This is a genomic window from Kitasatospora cathayae, assembly GCF_027627435.1.
GTDB classification, from domain to species: domain Bacteria; phylum Actinomycetota; class Actinomycetes; order Streptomycetales; family Streptomycetaceae; genus Kitasatospora; species Kitasatospora cathayae.
In genome coordinates this window covers 5081013-5102423 of record NZ_CP115450.1, presented here as the reverse complement: position 1 = coordinate 5102423, position 21411 = coordinate 5081013, and the positions used below count along the sequence as shown (strand labels likewise).

Sequence of the window (21411 nt, the reverse complement as noted above, 5' to 3'; positions counted from 1 at the left end):
TGTGAATAGTAGCGGGTGGCCGTGAATGCCCAGTGCGCCCGCGCCCCCGCCGGACGCCTTGCCCGGCCCCACCTCGGACCGCATGTCAGGCCCCATGTCAGGCCCCTTGTCGAGCCCCGGGAAGGTGCGGCTCCGGAGCGTCCGCAAGTCACTCGACACGGTGAGCTTCACCCCCTGCTCCGCCGGGTCCGGCTCGGTCCTCCGCTCACCGCGCGGCCCGCGGTCGGGACGGTCATCGGCGGATGCGGGGCCGGGAGCACGTCGACGGCCCGGAACCGGCCGGCGGACCACTGGTCGTCGTCGTCGGAGACGAGCGCACTCGCCGCGCCGGTTCCGCGCGGACCGGCGGGCGGCCCGGGCAGCGGCCGCGGCGGCGCGGTCGGGCGCCGGGCCCCGCGTCGGGCGAGCTGTGTACGGTCGGCACCGGGCCGCGCCCCTCCGGTTCGGTGCCTGCCGCCCGTCTCCCCCATCGGGTCCGGGTCTGCGGGCAGGCTACGGGGGCCCAGCATACCGAGGTCGCGACCGCCCGAAGCGGCCCGGGGGTGCGCCTGGGCCGGGCGCGGAACGGTCGGACCGGGGAGGTGTCGGACCGGCGGGCGGGCGGAGGCTCAGGAGCCGGACGGTCCGGCGGAGCCGCCGCGGAAGACCCAGACCTTCAGCAGGACGAACCGGGCGACCGTGGCCAGCCCGTTGGCGACGACCAGCCCGCCGACCTCCACCGGCCGGGAGGCGTGCGGCACCACCCGGTCCAGCAGGGCGAGCACCCCCGAGCTGAGGCCGAGCCCGATCAGGAAGGCCACCGCGCCCTGCAGCTGGTGGCGGACCATGCCCTGCGAGCCGACCACCCCGAAGGTGAAGCGGCGGTTGGCCGCCGTGTTGGCCACCGCGCTGACCGCCAGCGCGATCAGGTTCGCCGCCTGCGGGTCGGTGAACCACCGCGCGACGACGAACAGGCCCAGGTAGAAGACGGTGCTGAGGACGCCGATGACCAGGAAGGACGGCAGCTGGCGGCGGGCCCCCGGGGTGGGACCGGCGGGTTCCCCGGTCAGCGTCACCGGCCCCGGCCCCGCTCGTCGTCCTCGGCCGAGTCGTAGCCGACGAAGTAGGTCGGGCGCGCCTGCACCGCCGAGTAGATCCGGCCGACGTACTCCCCCAGCAGCCCGACGCAGATCAGCTGCACGCCGCCGAGGAACAGCATCCCGATGAACAGCGAGGACCAGCCGGGCACCGTCGATCCGAGCGCGTACGCGACGGTGGCGTGGATCGCGAGCCCGATGCAGACCACGAAGCTGACCAGGCCCAGGTAGGTGGCCAGCCGCAGCGGGGCTGCGGAGAAGTTGGTGATGCTGTCCAGCGCGAGCCGCACCATCTTGGACAGCGGATAGTGGGTGCCGCCGGCCACCCGCTCCTCGCGGACGTACACCACCTCGCCGCTGGGGAAGCCGAGCCACGGCACCAGCAGCCGGTAGACCGGCTGGTGCTCGGGCAGCTGCTTGAGGGCGTCCACGGCGTTGCGGCTGAGCAGCCGGAAGTCGCCGGCCTGGTTGGGCATCCGCTTGCCGACCAGCTTGCGCATCAGCCAGTAGTAGGCGCCGGCCGACCGGCGCTTGAAGGCGGTGTCGGTGCCGCGGTCCCCGCGCACGCCGTAGACCACGTCGAGGCTCTGCTCGCGGGCCAGGTCGAGCATCTCCGGGATCTTCTCCGGCGGGTCCTGCAGGTCGGCGTCGATGCTCACCACGTAGTCGCCGAGCGCCCGGTGGATGCCCGCGGTGAGCGCGGCCTGGTGCCCGGAGTTGCGGGCGAAGCGGACGATGCGGAACTGCGGCCAGTCCTGCCGGATCTTCTGCATGAGCACGGGCGTGGCGTCCCGGCTGCCGTCGTCGACCCCGACGACCTCGTAGTCGACGCCCAGCCCGTCCAGGATCGGACGCAGCCGCTCGACGGTCAGCGGGAGCGCCTCCTGCTCGTTGTAGATCGGCATCACGACCGACAACAGCGGTGCCGTAGACATGCGTTGGTCCCACTTTCCGCGACGGCGGGGGCTGGATGGTGAGCCGACCATAACAGTCGGCCATGAGCTGTCCGTGAGAGGAAGTACGCCCGGATGAGCGCCGGGCTGGACGCCGAAGGGCCCCACGCACCGCGGGGTGCGTGGGGCCCTTCGGACTGGCCTGTACGAGGCAGGCAGGTCAGAGCGTCAATTACTTGACGATCTTGGTGACCTGGCCGGCGCCGACGGTGCGGCCACCCTCACGGATGGCGAACTTCAGGCCCTCCTCCATGGCGACCGGCTGGATCAGCGCGACGGTCATGGCGGTGTTGTCGCCCGGCATGACCATCTCGGTGCCCTCGGGGAGGGTCACGACGCCGGTCACGTCCGTGGTACGGAAGTAGAACTGCGGGCGGTAGTTGTTGAAGAACGGGGTGTGGCGGCCACCCTCGTCCTTCGACAGGATGTAGGCCTGGGCCTCGAAGTCGGTGTGCGGGGTAACCGAACCCGGCTTGATGATGACCTGGCCGCGCTCGACGTCCTCGCGCTTGATGCCACGGAGCAGCAGACCGACGTTCTCACCGGCCTGGCCCTCGTCGAGCAGCTTGCGGAACATCTCGATGCCGGTGACCGTGGTGGTGGTCTTCTCGGTCTTGATGCCGATGATGTCGACGGTCTCGTTGACCTTGAGGATGCCGCGCTCGATGCGACCGGTGACGACGGTGCCACGACCGGTGATCGTGAAGACGTCCTCGATCGGCATCAGGAACGGCTGGTCCACGGCGCGGGCCGGGGTGGGGATGTTCTCGTCGACCGCGTGCATGAGGCCGAGGAGCTTCTCGCCCCACTCCTTGTCGCCCTCGAGGGCCTTCAGGGCGGAGACGCGGACGACCGGCAGGTCGTCGCCCGGGAACTCGTACTCGGAGAGGAGCTCACGGACCTCGAGCTCGACGAGCTCCAGGATCTCCTCGTCGTCCACCATGTCGGCCTTGTTCAGGGCGACGACGATGTAGGGGACGCCGACCTGGCGGGCCAGGAGGACGTGCTCCTTGGTCTGCGGCATCGGGCCGTCGGTGGCGGCGACCACCAGGATGGCGCCGTCCATCTGGGCGGCACCGGTGATCATGTTCTTGATGTAGTCAGCGTGACCCGGGCAGTCGACGTGGGCGTAGTGACGCGCCTCGGTCTGGTACTCGACGTGCGCGATCGAGATGGTGATACCGCGCTGACGCTCCTCCGGGGCCTTGTCGATCTGGTCGAACGGCGTGAAGGGGTTGATCTCCGGGTACGCGTCGTGCAGCACCTTGGTGATGGCCGCGGTCAGCGTGGTCTTGCCGTGGTCGATGTGACCGATGGTGCCGATGTTGACGTGGGGCTTCGTCCGCTCGAACTTCGCCTTGGCCACTGAGTCCTCCTGAGGACAGTTCCTGTACGCCGTGCTGACGTCAGTTGGTCTTTGATCGGGACCGGCCCGGGTGCCGGAAGCACCTCGCACCGTCCCGCGGGTGGGGGCCGGAGGCCCCGGGAGGATCCGTCCGGATCCTCCCGGGTCGCCTCCTAAACAGCCTAAGGGGTGTGAATCATCCCGAATGTCGGACTGATTCTGATGCCGGCAGAGCCGGACCTCACTCGCCCTTGGACTTGGCGATGATCTCCTCAGCCACGGCCTTGGGGACCTCGGCGTACGAGTCGAACTGCATCGAGTAGCTCGCGCGACCAGAGGTCTTGCTGCGCAGGTCACCGACGTAGCCGAACATCTCGGAGAGGGGCACCAGCGCCGTGACGACGCGGGCACCGTGACGCTCGTCCATGGACCGGATCTGGCCACGGCGAGAGTTGATGTCGCCGATCACATCGCCCATGTAGTCCTCGGGCGTGGTGACCTCGACGGCCATCATCGGCTCGAGAAGGACCGGCTTGGCCTTCTTCGCGCCTTCCTTGAAGGCCATCGAACCGGCGATCTTGAACGCGAGCTCGGAGGAGTCGACGTCGTGCGACTGGCCGTCGAGCAGCTTCACGCGGACACCCTGCAGCGGGTAGCCGGCGAGAACACCGAACTCCATGGCCTCCTGGCAACCGGCGTCGACCGACGGGATGTACTCCCGCGGCACGCGGCCACCGGTGACCAGGTTGACGAACTCGTAGCCCTCGGCCTGCTCGAGCGGCTCGATCGCGATCTGCACCTTGGCGAACTGACCGGAACCACCGGTCTGCTTCTTGTGGGTGTAGTCGATGCGCTCGACGGCCTGACGGATCGTCTCGCGGTACGCGACCTGCGGCTTGCCGACGTTGGCCTCGACCTTGAACTCACGACGCATGCGGTCGACCAGCACCTCGAGGTGCAGCTCGCCCATGCCCGCGATGATGGTCTGGCCGGTCTCCTCGTCCGTGTTGACCTGGAAGGACGGGTCCTCCTCGGCGAGACGCTGGATGGCGACACCCAGCTTCTCCTGGTCACCCTTGGACTTGGGCTCGATGGCGACGCGGATGACCGGGGCCGGGAAGTCCATGGACTCCAGGATGACCGGGCTCTTCTCGTCGGCCAGCGTCTCACCGGTGGTGGTCTGCTTCAGGCCCATGACGGCGACGATGTCGCCGGCGCCCACCGACTCGATCTCCTCACGCTTGTTCGCGTGCATGCGGTAGATCTTGCCGATGCGCTCCTTCTTGCCCTTCACGGCGTTCAGCACGGAGGTGCCGGACTCCAGGCGACCGGAGTAGATCCGGACGAAGGTGAGCTTGCCCAGGTGCGGGTCGGACATGATCTTGAACGCCAGCGCGGCCAGCGGCTCGTCGTCCGACGCCTTGCGGGAGATCTTGGTGTCCGGGTCGTTGGGCTTGGTGCCCTCGATGGACGTGATGTCCAGCGGCGACGGCAGGTACTTGACGACCGCGTCGAGCAGGGGCTGAACGCCCTTGTTCTTGAAGGCGGTACCGCAGAAGATCGGGGTGAAGTCCGAGTTCAGGGTGCCCTTGCGGATCGCGTCCTGCAGCAGCTCGACCGGGATCTCCTCGCCCTCGAGGGCGAGCTCCATGATCTCGTCGCTGACGTTCGAGACGGTGTCGATCAGCTGCTCGCGGTACTCCGCGGCCTGCTCCTGGAGGTCGGCCGGGATGTCGACGACGTCGTACATCTCGCCCTTGGCGGCCTCGGCGGACCAGACCAGAGCCTTCATGCGGACAAGGTCGACAACGCCCTTGAAGTCCGCCTCGGCACCGATCGGCAGCTGCATCACCAGCGGGGTGGCGCCGAGGCGCTCCACGATGGTGTCGACGCAGAAGAAGAAGTTCGCGCCCGTGCGGTCCAGCTTGTTGATGAAGCAGATGCGCGGGACGCCGTAGCGGTCAGCCTGCCGCCACACGGTCTCGGACTGGGGCTCGACACCGGCGACACCGTCGAACACCGTCACGGCACCGTCGAGGACGCGCAGCGAACGCTCCACCTCGACGGTGAAGTCGACGTGACCCGGGGTGTCGATGATGTTGATGGTGTTGTCGACGCCGTCGACCGTCCAGTGACAGGTCGTCGCGGCCGACGTGATCGTGATGCCGCGCTCCTGCTCCTGCTCCATCCAGTCCATGGTGGCAGCGCCATCGTGGACCTCACCGATCTTGTACGAGACACCGGTGTAGAACAGGATCCGCTCGGTGGTGGTGGTCTTGCCCGCGTCGATGTGCGCCATGATCCCGATGTTGCGGACCTTGGCGAGGTCAAGGGAGGTTGCAGCCATGGTGGCTCGTTCTCTCTCTGTCTAGTGACGGGGTACGGACTACCAGCGGTAGTGCGCGAAGGCCTTGTTGGACTCGGCCATCTTGTGGGTGTCCTCGCGACGCTTCACGGAAGCGCCCAGGCCGTTGCTGGCGTCGAGGATCTCGTTCATCAGGCGCTCGGTCATGGTCTTCTCGCGACGGGCGCGGGAGTAACCGACCATCCAGCGCAGCGCCAGGGTGCTGGCACGGCCCGGACGGACCTCGACCGGAACCTGGTAGGTCGCGCCACCGACACGGCGGGACTTGACCTCGAGGGCCGGCTTGACGTTCTCCAGCGCGCGCTTCAGCGTGACGACCGGGTCCGAGCCGGTCTTCTCGCGGACGCCCTCGAGGGCGCCGTACACGATCCGCTCGGCGGTGGAGCGCTTGCCGTGCAGCAGGATCTTGTTGACCAGCTGGGTGACGACCGGGGAGCCGTAGACCGGGTCGATGATGACCGGGCGCTTCGGGGCGGGGCCCTTACGAGGCATTCTTACTTCTCCTTCTTGGCGCCGTAGCGGCTGCGGGCCTGCTTGCGGTTCTTGACACCCTGGGTGTCGAGCGAACCGCGGATGATCTTGTAGCGGACACCAGGAAGGTCCTTCACACGACCACCGCGAACCAGCACGATGGAGTGCTCCTGCAGGTTGTGGCCCTCGCCCGGGATGTAAGCGGTGACCTCGATCCCGCTGGTGAGGCGCACACGGGCGACCTTGCGGAGAGCCGAGTTCGGCTTCTTCGGGGTGGTCGTGTACACACGCGTGCAGACCCCACGGCGCTGCGGGGAGCCCTTCAGCGCGGGAGTCTTGTTCTTCTCGACCTTGTCCTGCCGGCCCTTTCGGACCAGCTGCTGGATCGTAGGCACCGTTTCTCCGTTTTCTGTGTGCCAAGGCTTGGTGGAACTAACCTGCGGTGTCTCCCTCGCACACGACCCCGTGGTCGACCCACGCGGTCGGGTGTGTTGGGCTATTCCGACACGGAATCCCATGAGCTGATGTACAGCGACGGCGCTCTACGCGCGGTGCGCTGGAGGGCGCTCCGGCTCGGCGCGGCGACCGGTGTGCATGCACGCACAAGGACCCGGGGACACCCCAGGCACAAGGTCAGAGCGTACCTAGCGCATGGGGCGCGGTCAAAACAAATGCAACGCCGCAGGTCGCGACCTTCGACCGGATGTCGCCCCGGTGTCCCGTACGCGACCGGCCGGTGTCGGGCCGCCCTCCACCCCGCTCTACCACAGTCGGCGGGCACCCGCCACCCGGAGCGCCGGGCGGGGTGGCGGGGCGCTACAGGGCGCCGAGCAGGATGATCAAGGTCCAGAACGCGGCGCCCAGGTAGCCGAGGACCAGGCCGAGGACGGCCGCCCAGTCGCCGTCCATGTCGCGCTCGCGGATCTGGGACCGGGCGATGTGGCCGGTGATCACCGCGGGCACCACCGGCAGCGCCAGGAAGCCGGTCAGTCCGCACACCATGGAGACCACCGCCAGCACGCTGGTGGGCCGGGGCTTCGGCGGGGGCGGCACCAGGAAGGTCGCCGGGACCGGCTGCGCGGCCTGCAGCGGCGCAGCCATCGGCCCGGCCGGCAGGTCGGCCACCAGCGCGGCCAGCTCGCCGTAGGTCAGCGCCCGGGACGCCGCCTCGTGGCGCTGCTCGTACTCCTGAGCGGACAGCCGCCCCTCGGCGAACCCGGCCTTCAGCACGTCCACCGCCCGGTCGCGGTCCGCGTGGCTCGCCCGCATCGCCGCCTGCGGTGACGGCACGGGCTGCCAGCCGGCCGCCGCAGGCCGATGGGCGGGACCGGGCTCGCCCCACGGTTGAACGGACATCCGCCACCTCCCGGCAGCGCGGCACCCCGCGCGCTCACTGCTGCTCATAGTGCAGGACGAACAAGGGGACCGAGTAGTTGCCGGATCGGACCACCGACCGCCCGGCCCGGGCCGTCGAGCGGTGGGGATCGCCTCCTCGGTCCCTCCGGCATCATGGGCCGGAGGGACCGGGCCGTCGAGGAGAGCAGGGACACACCGTGGGCAAGCGCGCGCAGCAGCAGGGCGACGGGAACGCCGGACCGCTGCTGGAGCAGGCGGTGCGGTCGGTGCTCACCGCCCCCGAGGAGGGGCTGGACCTCGCGCTGGACACCGGGGCCTCGCTGCTGGCCGCCTCGGTCGGGCAGTGGCCGGCGGTCAGCCGGGCGCTGCTGGGGTACGCGGACACCGCGGTCGGCCGCTGCTGGTCGGCCGGGTGGCGCCCGGCGGACCTGGTGCGGGTGGTGCGGCGCGGGCTGAAGCCCGTCCACCTGGCGCTCGCGGTGGACCTGATCGCCGCCGAGGGCCGCCGCCACCCCGCCGCGGGCCTGGACCGGCGCTGGCAGGAGCAGCTGCGCGAGCTCGAGACCGAGGTCTGGTGGCCCGCCGACGAGCAGTACCTCGGGGCCTTCGCCCAGCGGCACCGGCTGGACCGCTTCGCCCTCGCCACCGCCGTCCTGGAGCTGCTGCGCAGCTGGGGCCGGCTGCCCCCGATCGCCCCGGTCGGCCCGGCGCCCGGCCGGTCCGCACCGACCCGGCACTCCACCGGGCCGGCGGCCGGCGAGCCGCGGATGCTGGCCCGGATCCGGGCGCTGCTGGCCAAGGCCGAGTCCACCGAGTACCCGGAGGAGGCCGAGGCGCTGACCGCCAAGGCCCAGCAGCTGATGGCCCAGCACAGCATCGACGAGGCGCTGCTGGCCGCCGCCGCGGCCGACCGGGACACCCCGGCGGCGCTGCGGATCGGCGTGGACAACCCGTACGAGGGCCCCAAGACGATGCTGCTGGACGCGGTCGCGGCGGCGAACCGGTGCCGGGTGGTGTGGGCGAAGGAGTTCGGCTTCTGCACCGTGATCGGCTTCGACGGGGACCTGGACGGCGTCGAGCTGCTCTACACCTCGCTGCTGGTGCAGGCCACCCACGCGCTCAACAAGGCGGGCTCCGGCAAGGGGTCGCGCAGCAAGGCGTTCCGGCAGTCCTTCCTGGTCGCGTACGCGGCGCGGATCCGCGAGCGGCTGACCGCCGCCACCGAGCGGACCACCAGCGCCGCCGCGGCCGGCCGCCACCTGCGCGAGGACGGCACCGAGGAGCAGCTGCTGCCGGACGAGCGGCTGCTGCCCGCGCTGGCCGCCCGCTCGGCGGCGGTGGACGAGGAGGTCGGCCGGCTGTTCCCCAAGCTGGTCTCGCAGCGGGTCCGGGTCAGCGACGGCGAGGGCTGGGCCGCCGGGCGGGCCGCGGCCGACCGCGCCGCGCTGCACGGGCGGGGCGAGATCCACGACTGACGGCCCGCCTGATAGAAACGACCCGCCACGAACGAAGGGGGATTCGACGTGACGGAGTCGGCGGCGGAGTCGGGATACCGGGACCGGGTGCGCGGCGCGCTGCTCGGCGGCGCGATCGGCGACGCACTGGGCTGGCCGGTCGAGTTCCAGCAACTGCACCAGATCCAGGACAGGTTCGGACCGCGGGGCGTGACCGCGCTGCCGGCCGGGAACGGCCCGGCCGAGGTCACCGACGACACCCAGATGACGCTGTTCACCGCCGAGGGCCTGATCCGCGGCTTCGTCCGCGGCTGGACGGGCGGCGGAGGCTCGGTGCCGGAGGCGGTGCACGGTGCCTACCGGCGCTGGCTGCGGACCCAGTACCAGTCCGAGCCGGACACCGAGCCGCAGCCCCGCCCGTACGACGGCTGGCTGCTGGGGCAGCCGTTCCTGTACGTGCGGCGGGCGCCGGGCAACGCCTGCCTGAGCGGGGTGTCCGAGCACCCGCAGTTCGAGGCGCCGTCCGCGATCGGGCGGCCGGGGCCGATCAACCCCGGCTCCAAGGGCTGCGGCACGGTGATGCGCTCGGCGCCGTTCGGGCTGGCCCGGCTCGGTGTCGAGCAGTCCTTCGGGCTCGCCGTGCAGTGCGCCCAGCTCACCCACGGGCACCCGACCGGCTACCTCGCGGCGGGCGCCTTCGCGGCGCTGGTCGAGCGGCTGGCCGCCGGGACGGAGCCGTGGGCGGCGGTCGGCGAGACGGTGGAGCAGATCCGCGAGCTGCCGAGCTCCAAGGAGACCGTCCAGGCGCTGGCCCGGGCGGTGCGGCTGGCCCAGGAGGCCGAGCCCGTGGCGGAGACGGTGGAGCGGGTCGGGCTCGGCTGGGTCGCCGAGGAGTGCCTGGCCATCGCGGTGTACTCGCTGCTGGCGGCCACCCTCGACCCCGAGCCGGTGCGCACCGCGCTGCTGCTGTCGGTGAACCACTCCGGGGACAGCGACTCCACCGGTGCGGTCTGCGGCAACCTGGTCGGGGCCGCGTACGGCGCCTCGGCGCTGCCCGGTGAGTGGGTCCGGGCGGTCGAGGGGCGGGCCGAACTGCTGACGGTCGCGGACGACCTGCTGGTGCTGTTCGGCAGCCGCGACCCGGCCCACCCGGCGCTCGGCGGGCGCTACCCGGCCTGGTGAAGCGGCCTGGTAGCTACTTCGCCTGCGGGTCGGTGACCTGGCCGAGGAACAGCGGCCGGCCGGTGGAGGTGTCCCGGATCAGGAACAGGAACGGCCGGTCGATGTGCAGCTGGGCGGCCTGGCGCGGAGCCGGCGCCGCCGCGGAGCCGATCCCGACGCCGCTGCCGGCCGCCGCGACCGTGCCCTCCTCGTCGACCTGGACGGTGGCCTTCTGCACCACCGTGCTGACGGCGAGCGGCGGCTCCTTGGCGATGCCGGTGAGGTCGGCGTTGTCGAAGGCCGCGTGGACGCCGAGCGAGCGCAGCGCGGCGGTGAGCTCGTTGGACGTGTCGAAGTGGAAGCGCGGCAGCTGCAGGTCGACGGGCTGCGCACTGAGGGCGCCGAGGATCCGGTCCAGCTGGGGCTGGTCCAGCCCCTTGCTGAAGGCTGCGAAGCCGCCCTGTGCGGGGACGATCAGGTCCATCGCCAAGTTGCCGTCCGCGTACGGGAGTTCGACGGCCTGCCAGGGCTCGCCGACGATCCCGCCGGAGCCGTCGGCGTACTTGAACTCGCCGGTCTGGCTCATCGTGGAGACGTTCGGGGTGGTGCCGTCGAGCTTGTGGAACGGGCGGTCCTCGGTGTGCCCGGGCTTGAACTCGGAGGCCCACTTCGCCTTGAGGTAGAGGGCGTCGGTGAGGACCAGCCGGGTGTCCGGGTTGATCGCCTTCGGGGCGAAGAGGTCCTTGATCCGGCCCTCGGTGGCCTTCTCCACGGCCGCGTTGACGGCCTTGCGGCTGCCCTCCGGATCCTTCTTGAAGTCGGTGGTGTGCATTCCGGCGTCGAAGGCGGCGGCGAGCGTCGCCAGGTAGTCGGACTCCACCGGGAAGCCCTGCTGCGTCCAGACCTCGTCGGCCTGGTGCAGGGTGACCTGGTCGCCGTTCTTCGTCCGCTGGTCGAGCGCGCCGACGGCGAGGGCGTACTGCTTCGGGTCGAGCTCGGTGTGCAGGGCCTTGGCCAGCTCCTGTTCGGTCGCGCCGCGCGCCCCGGGCAGCAGCATCCCGAGCGCGGTGGCCAGCCCGACGGGCGAGATCACCGTGTTGCGCCCGGCGCCGTCCGGCGTCGCGGTGAGGGTGTGCAGGAGGTCCAGCCCGAATGCGTCGGTGCCCTGCGCGGTGGCGGCCACCTGGGCCGGGTCCACGGCGGGCCGGCTCGCCGGGGCGGAGGCCTTCAGCTCCGTACCGGTCGCGGCCCCGGTGCTGCCGCAGCCCGCGACCAGCGGCGCGGCGAGGGCGGCGGCGAGGAGCAGCGCCGCCGGGCGGCGGGGCGTGCGACGACGGGTTCCGGTGCTGCTGTTCGTCATGGCCCTTCGACGCGGCACCCCGCCTTCGGGTTCCCTCAGTCCCAGAGCGCCCCGAGCTCCAGCAGCTCGTCCCGGTGCTCGATCCGCTCGACCCACTCCTGCGGCCAGGCCGCCTCGCCGTGGTGGGCGCCGGCGAAGGCGCCGGTCAGGCAGGCGAGCGAGTCGGAGTCGCCGGAGCTGTACGCGGCCCGGCGGACGGCGGCCACCGGGTCGTCGGGCAGCAGCAGGAAGCAGAGCAGGCCGGTGCCGAAGGCCTCCTCGGCGACCCAGCCCTCGCCGGTGGCCAGGCAGGGGTCGGCTTCCAGGTCCGGTGCGGCGAGCGCGGACTGCAGCTGGTCGAGGACCTTGAGGCAGTCGTCCCAGCCGCGGGCGAGCACGGCCTGCGGGGAGGCGCCGTACCAACGCGCGGCGAGGTCACCGAGCCAGAACTCGTCGTAGCGCTCGCGGCTCGCCAGCGCGTACGCCCGCAGCACCGCGGGCAGTCCGGCGGGCGGGACGCCCTCGGCGAGCTTGCGCACGGCGTGCGCGGTGAGGTCGCTGGCGGCGAGGGCGGTCGGGTGGCCGTGGGTGAGCGCGGACTGCAGCTGGGCGGCGCCGGAGAGCTGCCGGGCGTCCAGCTCGCGGATCAGTCCGACCGGGGCGACCCGCATGTTGGCGCCGCAGCCCTTGGAGCCGACGTCGCTGGCCTGCTGCCAGCGGTACTTCTCGTGGCTGAGCCGCTCGCAGGCGCGCAGGCAGGTCATGCCGGGGGCGCGGTTGTTCTGCGGGGAGCGCCACCAGTCGACGAACTCCTCGCGGACCGGCCGCTCCAGCCGCAGCGGGGTCAGCGGCCCACGGGCCAGGGCGGTGCGCAGGCCGCGGGCGAGGGCGAGCGTCATCTGGGTGTCGTCGGTGACCAACGCCTTCGTCGGCAGCGGGAGTCGCCGCCAGTCGGGCTCGACGGCGGCGATCTCCTCGACGCTCTTGAACTCGGTCACCCGGCCGATCGCGTCGCCGATCGCCAGCCCCAGCAGCGCCCCTGTCGCCTTGCCCACGGCAGTCCCCCCTCTTCGTGGTCAGACCTCGACCAGCAGTTCCTTGAGCCCGCGGATCACGTAGCCCGGGTTCCACTCGGGCTCGCGGACCAGCCGCAGGCCCGGGGCCCGGCGCAGCAGCGTGCCGTAGGACTCGGTGAGCTCCAGTCTGGCAAGCGGTGCGCCGAGGCAGAAGTGGATTCCGGCGCCGAAGGTGATGTGCGGGTTGTCGGTGCGGCCGAGGTCGAGCCGGTCGGGGTCGGCGAAGCGCTCGGGGTCGCGGTTGGCGGAGCCGAAGAGGAGCGCGATCTCGGCGCCGCGCGGGATGGTGACGCCGCGGACCTCGATGTCCTCCAGCACCCAGCGCTCGAACATCTGCAGCGGGGTGTCCCAGCGCATCAGTTCCTCGACGGCGGTGGGCAGCAGCTCGTCCACCGAGCCGTGCAGCCGGGCAAGCTCCTCCGGGTGGCGGAACAGCGCCCACCAGCCGTTGCCGGTGGTGTTGACGGTCGCCTCGTGGCCGGCGTTGAGCAGCAGCACGCAGGTGGAGACCATCTCCTGCTCGCTGAGCGCGTCGGAGCCCTCCTGGGCCTGGATCAGCGCGCTGATCAGGTCCGCGCCCGGATTCACCCGGCGCTCGCGGATCAGGGCGCGCAGGTAGTCGGAGAACTCGATGCTCGCCGTGACGGCCCGGCGGGCGGTCGCCTCGCTCGGGTTGAGCTCGAACATCCCGGTGATGTCGGCGGACCAGGGCCGCAGCAGGTGCCGGTCGCCCTCCGGGACGCCGAGCATCTCGGCGATCACGGCGACCGGCAGCGGCTCGGCGACGGCGGCGATCAGGTCCCCGCCGCCGGCCGCGAGCAGCCCATCGACCAGTTCGCCCGCGAGGCGCCGGACGGTGGGCCGCAGCCCCTCGACCATGCGCGGGGTGAAGGCCTTGGAGACCAGGCGGCGGATCCGGGTGTGGTCGGGCGCCTCCAGGTCGAGCAGCCCGTAGTCGTTGAGGGTGTGGAAGGGCTCGTGCGCCGGATCGGGCTCGGGGCGGCCGAAGTCCTGGTGGCTGAACCGGTGGGTGTAGGTGCGGCCGAGGCGCCGGTCGCGCAGCAGCGCGCTGACGTCCTCGTGGCGCGAGACCAGCCACTGGTTCGTCGGCTCGAAGTACGTCACCGGCGCGTGCTCGCGCAGTTCGGCGTACGCGTCGTACGGGTGGGCCACGAACGCCGCCGACCAGGGGTCGAACTTCGCCGTCGTCGTCATCGCTCGATCACTCCAGGCCGTGAGGGGGAGCCGGGAAGATCATCGTATGCATGCGGTGCGGCCGTAAAGGGTCCTCACGCCCGTTCCATGACCAGCCTGCGCACCAGCTTCGGCAGCGCCACCGAGATCGGCTCGCGGATCACCTCGGTCGCGGCCACGTCGTACGGCGTCTCCTCGGCGTTCAGGATGATCAGCTCCGCCCCGGACTTCACCGCGTTGTACGGCAGCCCGGCCACCGGGAACACCTGCAGGCTGGTGCCGATCGCGATGAACAGGTCGCAGGCTCGGGCGATCGTGTCGGCCTGGCCGAGCACCTCCTGGTCCAGGTTCTCGCCGAACATCACGATCCGCGGCTTCAGGATCCCCCCGCACTCGCGGCACGCCGGATCCGGCTCCCCCGCCTCGACCCGCGCCAGCGCCTGTGCCATCGGCCCGGTGGCCGCACAGTCCAGGCATTGGGTCTCCCGGACGCTGCCGTGGAGTTCGAGCACCTTGCGGGCGGTCAGCCCGGCCTTCTGGTGCAGCCCGTCGATGTTCTGGGTGAGCACCCGCAGCGGCAGCCCGGAACGCTCCAGGTCGACCAGCGCCCGGTGCCCCGCGTTCGGCTCGGCGGCCAGCGCGGCCGTCTCCAGCCGCATCCGCCAGGCCCGCTCGCGCACCCCGGGGTCGTTCCGGTACGGGCCGATGGTGACCAGTTCCTCGGCCGACGGGTCCTTGCGCCAAAGCCCCTGCGGGCCACGGTAGTCGGGGATGCCGGAGTCAGTCGAGATGCCCGCACCGGTGAGCACGGCGATCAGGGGGCGCTTCGCGTTCATATGCGGGACGGTACGGCCGCCGCCCCGCCCGCGGCCACCGAAAATCCGGTGCGCCGTGTCAACTCCCCCCGCACACTGGGCCGGTCACCCACCGTTTCCGTGAAGGAGCCCCGTGCAGGGAGCAGTCAGCGTCTCGCCCTCACAGGTCCCCGAGCTGTTGCTCGGCCTGGCCACCGTCCGCCCCGTGTTCCTCTGGGGCGCTCCCGGGATCGGGAAGTCCTCCCTGGTCAGGGCGTTCGCCGAGTCGCTGGGCCTGGAGTGCGTGAGCCTGGTCGGCACCCAGCTCGCCCCGGAGGACCTGATCGGCGTCCCCCAGCTCACCCCGGAGGGCCGCTCCCGGTTCTGCCCGCCCGAGCAGATCGCCCGCGACGAGCCGTACTGCCTCTTCCTGGACGAGCTCAACGCGGCCTCGCCGGACGTCCAGAAGGCGTTCTACTCGCTGATCCTGGACCGCCGGATCGGCTCGTACGAGCTGCCGCCCGGTTCGATCGTGATCGGCGCCGGGAACCGCGCCACCGACGGCGCACTCGCCCGCCCGATGGCGTCCGCGCTGGTCAACCGCATGGTCCACGTCCACCTGCGGGCCAGCGCCGAGGACTGGCTGCACTGGGCGGCGGGCGCCGGCATCCACCCCTGGATCGTCGACCACCTCACCGACCGGCCCGACCACCTGTGGTCCGCCCCGCCCAAGACCGAGGAGCCGTTCTCCACCCCGCGCGCCTGGCACATGCTCTCCGACGCGCTGCACTCCTTCGGCCCCACCCTGGACGAGGAAACCCTCAAGGTGGTCGCGCACGGCCTGCTCACCGCGCAGCACGCGGTCGCCTTCTGCGGCTACGCGAAGATCGTCCGCAACTCCTACGGCCTGGAGGCGATCCTCAAGGGCGACGCCCGCTGGCCGCACCGGCTGGAGGACCGCGACCTGCTCTACTACCTGGCCGACGCCTTCCGCGGCCGCCTGGTCAAGGAGCTGCCCGCCCGCAAGGAGCACGCCTCCGGGGCGCAGCGGCAGACCGCCTTCCGGGCCAAGTCGCTGCTGGTGCAGCTGGCCGAGATCTCGGTGGAGGTCGCCCAGACGGTGATCGCCGACGGCGCGGACGGCAACCCGGTGCTGCCCTCCTGGTTCCTGATCGAGGCCGCCCGGGACATGCCCCGGCTGGTCGAGGCCCGCCGGTGAAGCCCGCCGCCAAGGCCGCCGCGAAGAAGCCGGACCCGGGCGCCGAGGTCTTCGCCGAGGGCGTCCGACTGCTGCGCCGCAACCCGGCGTTCGCCGCCCTGCGCGCCGACGTCTGCCGCACCGAGGACTGCACCACCGCACCGCGGGACGGCTGGGCGGTGGTCGACTCCAACGGCACCGTGCACGTCAACCCGCGCCGCCGGGCCGAGCCCGAGGAGTGGGCCTGGGTGCTGGCGCACTGCCTGCTGCACCTCGGCTTCGGCCACCTCCCGGGCGCCCGCGGCACCCGGGTCCAGCCCGACCCGCACGAGGCCGCCGCCCGCTGCGCCGTGGTCAACCGGTTCCTCGCCACCTTCCCGGTCGGCCGCGCCCCGGTCGTCCTCCCCCAGGAGTTCCCGGGCGGCGACGAGGAGGAGCTGGCCGCCCGCTGGCGCCGCGACGGCCTGCCGCCGGCCGGCGCCGCCGGGACGCACGGCACGGCCGGCACCGCCGACCGCGACCAGCTGCTGGTCGAGTGGCGCGGCCACGGCCAGGCCCGGGAGGACTGGCCGGCCGCCTTCGCGGCCGCGCTCACCCGCACCATGTCCGCCGCGATGGACCGGGCCGGCGGCCGGATCGACGCCGAGACCGGCGAGCGCCTGCCCGAGCGGCCCTGGACCAGGGCACTCAACTGGTTCGTCTCCTCGTACCCGCTGCTCGGCGGCATCGCGGCCGGCCTCACCGTGGTGGCGGACGCCGAACTCGCCCGGGCGCACGACATCGCCGTCGCCGCCGTCAACGCCGAGGCCGCCGAGATCTACGTCAACCCGCTGCGCCACCACTCCGACGAGGAGTGGCGGTTCATCCTCGGCCACGAGATCCTGCACGCCGCCCTGCGGCACGGCGAGCGCCGCGGCGGGCGGGACCCGTTCCTGTTCAACGTCGCCGCCGACTACGTCATCAACGGCTGGCTGCTGGAGATGGGCGTCGGCGAGATGCCCGACGGGCTGCTGCACGACCCGCAGTTGAAGGGCCTGTCGGCCGAGGAGGTGTACGACCGGATCGTCCGCGACCAGCGCCGGATCCGCCGCCTCGCCACCCTGGCCGGGAAGAACCGCCCGGACGTCCTCGGCGAACCGCTCGGCCCGCCCCGGGACTACGTGGACCTGGACGACTTCTACCGGCGCGGCCTCCAGCAGGGCTTCGAGCTGCACCAGCGCGGGCGCGGGCTGCTCCCGGCCGGGCTGGTCGAGGAGATCCGCGCGCTCGCCCACCCGCCGCTCCCGTGGGACGCCCGACTTGCCCGCTGGTTCGACGAGTTCGTGCCGCGCCCGGAGCCGGTGCGCAGCTACTCCCGCCCGGCCCGTCGGCAGTCCGCCACCCCGGACATCCCCCGGGTCGGCCGCTACCACCCCGAGGAGGAGGTGCCGCGCTGCACCTTCGGGGTCGTCCTGGACACCTCGGGCTCGATGGACCGGACGCTGCTCGGCAAGGCGCTCGGCGCGATCGCCTCGTACGCCGCCGCCCGGGACGTCCCGGCGGCCCGGGTGGTGCACTGCGACGCCGCCCCGCACGACGCCGGGTACCTCCCGGTCGAGGAGATCGCCGGGCGGCTGCGGGTGCACGGGCGCGGCGGCACCGTCCTCCAGCCGGGGGTCGACCTGCTGGAGCGGGCCGAGGACTTCCCGCCCGGGGCGCCGGTGCTGGTGATCACGGACGGCGAGTGCGACGTGCTGCGGGTGCGCCGCGAGCACGCCTTCCTCGTCCCGCGCGGCGCGGGGCTGCCGTTCACCCCGCGCGGACCGGTCTTCCGGATGAGCTGAGGCTGCTACTCGCCCACTCGCCTCCGAGGCGCTCGGACCCGGTGCCGACGGTCGGCGCTCCGGCGCTCGTGCCTCGCTTGTCGCTTCTCCCTTTCGGCACCGGCGCGCCCCTTCGGCTCGGGGCGGATCAGACCGTCGGTACTCAGACCAGCGCCGGGTGCCGCAGGGCGGTGGCCGGGCGGGTCAGCGGGGCGAGGGCGCCGAGGTAGCAGGCGGCGGCGAGCGGGATGAAGGCCAGGTCGGCCGCCGAGGCGAGGGTGCCGACCAGCATCAGCACCGGGCTCCACCAGCGCAGCGTCCGGCCCGCGCCCACCGAGGCGGCGACCAGCAGCGCCAGCAGGCCGACGTAGAACAGCAGCGGGCCGACCTCGTACACGGCCGGAAGCACTCCGGGGACGTCCTGGATGCGTCCGAACAGCCGCGACTGCTCCTCCTTGGTCGCCGAGACCAGACCGACGTACAGGTCGATCCCGATCTGCGCCAGCGAAGCCGCCAGGCCCGCGAACGCCGTCCCCAGCGCGGCGTTCGCGGCCAGCCGCCCGGCCGTGGTGCCGCGCGGGGCGAGCAGTCCGCGCAGGGCGAGCAGCACCGGGACGAACAGCAGCAGGCCGAGGAACATCGCGGTGTGCCCGGCGGTCCAGCCCGGACCGGGCTGGCGGGAGCCGGGCACCAGGCGGATGCCGCCGTAGAGGGCCATCAGCGCGGGGGCGCCGACGGCGGCGTACCTGGCGAGGCGGGCGGTGCGAGTGGCGTTCATCTGACGATCTCCAACGGTGGACGTGCTCCGACACCACAGAGCCTGTCCGCCGGACCCCTCGTCACGGATCGCCCGCACCGGCGAACTCCCCGCCTCCCCCGTGCGGGGGAGAACCTCAGGACTCCCCCACCACCACCGCCCCGGCCTCGTACGCGAACACCACCGCGTGCACCCGGTCGCGCAGCCCGAGCTTGCTCAGCACATTGCTGACGTGCGTCTTCACCGTGTGCTCGCTGACCACCAGCTCGGCCGCGATCTCCGCGTTGGACAGCCCGCGCGCGATCAGCCGCAGCGTCTCCCGCTCGCGCAGGGTCAGCTGCTCCAGCAGCCCGGACGGCGGCCGCACCGCCCGCTCCCGGCCGCCCGGCCGGCGGGCGGCGAACTCGCCGATCAGCCGCCTGGTCACCGAGGGCGCGAGCAGCGCCTCCCCCGAGGCGACCATCCGCACCCCGTGCGCCAGGTCGTCCCGCCGGACGTCCTTCAGCAGGAAGCCGCTGGCGCCCGCGTACAGCGCGTCGAAGACGTAGTCGTCGATGTCGAAGGTGGTCAGCATGATGACCTTGGTGGCCGGGAACTCCCCGCACACCCGACGGGCCGCCTCCAGGCCGTCCATCACCGGCATCCGGACGTCCAGCAGCAGCACGTCCGGGTTGTGCGCGCGCACCGCCTCGACCGCCTCGGCGCCGTCACAGGCCTCGGCCACCACCTCGATGTCCGGCTGGGCGTCCAGGATCATCCCGAACCCGGCCCGCACCAGCTCCTGGTCGTCCGCGACCACCACCCGTATCGGCGTCATCCGCCCACCCTCTCCACCACGCCCGCCGGCCCCAGCGGCAGCCGGACACTCACCAGGAAACCCCTGCCCTCCGGCCCCGGACCGGCCTCGGCCCGTCCGCCGCAGGCCGCCGCCCGCTCGCGGATGCCGACCAGCCCGCGCCCGCCGGACCAGCCCGCCACCGTACGGTCGGCGGTCAGCGGCACCCCGCGGCCGTTGTCGGAGACCACCACCTCCAGCACCTCACCGGAGCGCCGCACCCGGATCGCGGCCCGGTCGGCCCCGGAGTGCTTGACGGTGTTGGTCAGCGCCTCCTGCACGATCCGGAACGCCGCCGCCTCCACGTCGGCGGGCAACGCCCCGAGCCCGTCGGCGAGTTCGAACTCCACGTCCAGACCGGCCTGGCGCACCCGTTCGGCCACGTCGGCGAGTTCGGTCAGCCGGGGCTGCGGCGCCAGCTCCCGCCCGGCCTCCGGGTCCTTCAACACACCGAGCACGCGCCGCAGTTGGACCATCGCGTCGCGCCCCGCGTCGGCGATGGTGTCGAAGGTGCGGATCGCCCGGTCCGGGTCGCCCCGCACCACCAGCGGCCCGGCCTCGGCCTGGATCACCATCAACGACACGGCGTGCGCCAGGATGTCGTGCATCTCCCGGGCGATCCGGGCCCGCTCCTCGGCGACCGCCCGGCCCGCCTCACTGGCCGCCCGCACCCCGGCCTCCCGAGCCCGCTCCGCCTCCACCCGGACCAACTGCCGCTGGGTGCGCACCAGGGCGCCGAAGACGAACGAGCCGCCCGAGGTGAGCACGCTGAACAGCGCGCCGTTCGGCGAATGGGTGCCGACCACGTTGCCGACGACCGTGACGGCCAGCACCGACCAACGCGCCCGGTCCGAACACCGCTCCGCCACCGTGTACAGGCCGAGGACACCGGCCAGCGGCACCTGGGCGTTCGCCGAGTGCGCCAGCACGGACAGCGTGATCTCGGCGGCGCTGTACAGCGCCAGCACGGTCAGTGGTGCCCTGCGCCGCCAGGGCAGCGGCACCGCGGTGGCCACCGCCAACAGGTAGACCCACGTCGGCCAACGGGTGTCGTCGTTGTAGACCGCCCACACCGCGATCCCTGCCGACACCAGCGCCAGGAACGAGTCCAGCACATACGGGCTCAGCTCGGTCGTCCATGTCCGCCAGCGCGCGACGCGCTCCACCGCCGTACCTCCCCCGTACCCGGGGGCCCCGCCCCCGCGGAGAAGATCATGCCCTACCGGCAGAACCTCCGGCACCGCCCGGTCAGGCACCGCTGACCGTCACACCGCCGGTCTTCGCCCGCGCGGTGATGCTGTGCGCCGCGCCCGGCTGCGAGGGGATGCTCACGTCGGTCCCGCCCGTCGTGGCCTGCGCGTCCACCGTGTACGCCTCCCCGGACGGCACCTTCAGCCTCACCCCACCGTTCGAGGTCGTCGCCTCCAGCTTCGACGGCGCGCCGGCGAAGTCGGCCTGCACACCCCCGTTCACGGCGGTCAGCCGCACCTGCGGGGAGGTCAGCCCACTGGCCTCGACCCCGCCGTTCTCCACGTCGGCCTCGGCGTCGGCGGCCAGCCCGGACAGCTTGATGCCGCCGTTCGTCTCCTTGACCCGCACCTTGGTCCCGGCCGGCACGTTGACGGTGTACCCGATCCCGCAGGAGTCGCAGTCGTACGTCAGCCGGAGCACGCCGTCCTTCACCTCGTGGGTGCTCTTCGGCGGATCCCCCTTGTAGTTCTGGTCCTCGACCACGTGCACACCGTCGCCGCCGCCGATCACCACCACACCGCCGTTCTGCCCCTCGACCACCAGTTCCTTGACCTGCTCGGCCACGCCGTAGCCGACCGTCCGGTGCTCCTGGTCGTCCCCGATCGGCAGACAGCCCGACATCCCGACCAGCACCCCCGCCGTGATCGCCACCGCGCCCAGCACCCGCTTCATGTCCGGCCCCCTTCGCAAGCCCCGTCATCCCGACACCGAGAACCCTCCCGCGCCCACCCCACGTCGCACCTCCCTCCCCGGAGCGGTTCCCACGGCTCCCCCGCGAGGGGGATGGCGGGCAATTTCGCCGCGCGGGAGAACGGCGGCCGGGCCGTCCGCCCGGGCCTGGGCCAGCGCCTGCTCTCCAGCCACCCGGACACCCACACCCGGATCCGCCGCCTGGAGGACCGGCGCGCGGCGGCGGCCGCCCGGTAGGCACGGCCGCAAACGCCGCAGGGCGGCCACCCCGTGAGGGGTGACCGCCCTGCGATC

General features: G+C 72.4%; 20 protein-coding genes. 5 read left to right on the top strand and 15 right to left on the bottom strand.

Annotated elements, in window-relative coordinates; genetic code table 11:
- Positions 1–608 precede the first annotated feature (608 nt).
- From O1G21_RS22770 to O1G21_RS22740, 7 genes are all read right to left on the bottom strand, one after another.
- On the bottom strand, positions 609–1055 hold the full coding sequence (locus tag O1G21_RS22770; protein WP_270146462.1) for a GtrA family protein: 447 nt from the start codon (positions 1053–1055) through the stop codon (positions 609–611).
- The gene (locus O1G21_RS22765) at positions 1052–2011 is read right to left on the bottom strand and encodes a glycosyltransferase family 2 protein (RefSeq protein ID WP_270146461.1); all 960 of its coding nucleotides are present in this window, start codon (positions 2009–2011) and stop codon (positions 1052–1054) included. Before O1G21_RS22765 ends, O1G21_RS22770 begins: the two co-directional genes overlap by 4 nt.
- A 190-nt stretch (positions 2012–2201) precedes the next feature.
- Positions 2202–3395, bottom strand: a complete 1194-nt coding sequence (tuf, locus tag O1G21_RS22760; protein ID WP_030280743.1) for an elongation factor Tu — start codon at positions 3393–3395, stop codon at positions 2202–2204.
- Between the two features lie 220 nt (positions 3396–3615).
- Complete coding sequence (fusA, locus tag O1G21_RS22755; protein ID WP_270146460.1) at positions 3616–5721, bottom strand: elongation factor G; 2106 nt, start codon at positions 5719–5721, stop codon at positions 3616–3618.
- A 39-nt stretch (positions 5722–5760) separates the two neighbouring features.
- Positions 5761–6231 (bottom strand): 30S ribosomal protein S7, encoded by a 471-nt coding sequence (rpsG, locus tag O1G21_RS22750; protein WP_030055803.1) that lies wholly within the window; start codon positions 6229–6231, stop codon positions 5761–5763.
- 2 nt (positions 6232–6233) lie between these two features.
- Entirely contained in the window at positions 6234–6605 is a 372-nt protein-coding gene (gene rpsL, locus O1G21_RS22745; RefSeq protein WP_014144289.1) for a 30S ribosomal protein S12, read from the bottom strand.
- 421 nt (positions 6606–7026) lie between these two features.
- Complete coding sequence (locus tag O1G21_RS22740) at positions 7027–7566, bottom strand: DUF1707 and DUF4190 domain-containing protein (RefSeq protein WP_270146459.1); 540 nt, start codon at positions 7564–7566, stop codon at positions 7027–7029.
- A 197-nt stretch (positions 7567–7763) separates the two neighbouring features.
- On the opposite strand from O1G21_RS22740, the gene O1G21_RS22735 reads away from it, so the two are divergent.
- Both O1G21_RS22735 and O1G21_RS22730 read left to right on the top strand, forming a co-directional pair.
- Entirely contained in the window at positions 7764–9041 is a 1278-nt protein-coding gene (locus O1G21_RS22735; protein WP_270146458.1) for a DUF2786 domain-containing protein, read from the top strand.
- 48 nt (positions 9042–9089) lie between these two features.
- The gene (locus O1G21_RS22730; protein WP_270146457.1) at positions 9090–10202 is read left to right on the top strand and encodes an ADP-ribosylglycohydrolase family protein; all 1113 of its coding nucleotides are present in this window, start codon (positions 9090–9092) and stop codon (positions 10200–10202) included.
- Between the two features lie 13 nt (positions 10203–10215).
- Here the strand turns inward: O1G21_RS22730 and O1G21_RS22725 are convergent, their stop codons facing one another.
- From O1G21_RS22725 to O1G21_RS22710, 4 genes are all read right to left on the bottom strand, one after another.
- The gene (locus tag O1G21_RS22725) at positions 10216–11541 is read right to left on the bottom strand and encodes a serpin family protein (RefSeq protein WP_270146456.1); all 1326 of its coding nucleotides are present in this window, start codon (positions 11539–11541) and stop codon (positions 10216–10218) included.
- Between the two features lie 35 nt (positions 11542–11576).
- Entirely contained in the window at positions 11577–12575 is a 999-nt protein-coding gene (locus tag O1G21_RS22720) for an ADP-ribosylglycohydrolase family protein (RefSeq protein ID WP_270146455.1), read from the bottom strand.
- A 21-nt stretch (positions 12576–12596) separates the two neighbouring features.
- A complete protein-coding gene (locus O1G21_RS22715; RefSeq protein ID WP_270146454.1) occupies positions 12597–13811 on the bottom strand; it encodes a cytochrome P450 in 1215 nt (404 codons plus the stop codon).
- 74 nt (positions 13812–13885) lie between these two features.
- Positions 13886–14626 carry an SIR2 family NAD-dependent protein deacylase gene (locus tag O1G21_RS22710; RefSeq protein ID WP_270146453.1) on the bottom strand — a complete coding sequence of 247 codons (741 nt, stop codon included), beginning with the start codon at positions 14624–14626 and terminating at the stop codon, positions 13886–13888.
- A gap of 112 nt (positions 14627–14738) precedes the next feature.
- Here O1G21_RS22710 and O1G21_RS22705 point away from each other — a divergent pair, with 112 nt between their 5' ends.
- A complete protein-coding gene (locus tag O1G21_RS22705) occupies positions 14739–15803 on the top strand; it encodes an ATP-binding protein (RefSeq protein WP_270146452.1) in 1065 nt (354 codons plus the stop codon).
- Positions 15800–17605, top strand: coding sequence for a vWA domain-containing protein (locus tag O1G21_RS22700; protein ID WP_270146451.1), 1806 nt, complete (start codon positions 15800–15802; stop codon positions 17603–17605). The genes O1G21_RS22705 and O1G21_RS22700 overlap by 4 nt, the downstream gene beginning before the upstream one ends.
- 142 nt (positions 17606–17747) lie before the next feature.
- Here the strand turns inward: O1G21_RS22700 and O1G21_RS22695 are convergent, their stop codons facing one another.
- The 4 genes from O1G21_RS22695 to O1G21_RS22680 form a co-directional block, all read right to left on the bottom strand.
- Positions 17748–18362, bottom strand: a complete 615-nt coding sequence (locus O1G21_RS22695) for a hypothetical protein (protein ID WP_270146450.1) — start codon at positions 18360–18362, stop codon at positions 17748–17750.
- A 115-nt stretch (positions 18363–18477) separates the two neighbouring features.
- A complete protein-coding gene (locus tag O1G21_RS22690; protein ID WP_270146449.1) occupies positions 18478–19158 on the bottom strand; it encodes a response regulator in 681 nt (226 codons plus the stop codon).
- On the bottom strand, positions 19155–20342 hold the full coding sequence (locus O1G21_RS22685) for a sensor histidine kinase (protein ID WP_270146448.1): 1188 nt from the start codon (positions 20340–20342) through the stop codon (positions 19155–19157). The genes O1G21_RS22690 and O1G21_RS22685 overlap by 4 nt, the downstream gene beginning before the upstream one ends.
- An 82-nt stretch (positions 20343–20424) precedes the next feature.
- Complete coding sequence (locus O1G21_RS22680) at positions 20425–21099, bottom strand: DUF4097 family beta strand repeat-containing protein (RefSeq protein WP_270146447.1); 675 nt, start codon at positions 21097–21099, stop codon at positions 20425–20427.
- 111 nt (positions 21100–21210) lie between these two features.
- Here O1G21_RS22680 and O1G21_RS22675 point away from each other — a divergent pair, with 111 nt between their 5' ends.
- A complete protein-coding gene (locus O1G21_RS22675; protein ID WP_270146446.1) occupies positions 21211–21354 on the top strand; it encodes a hypothetical protein in 144 nt (47 codons plus the stop codon).
- Positions 21355–21411 lie beyond the last annotated feature (57 nt).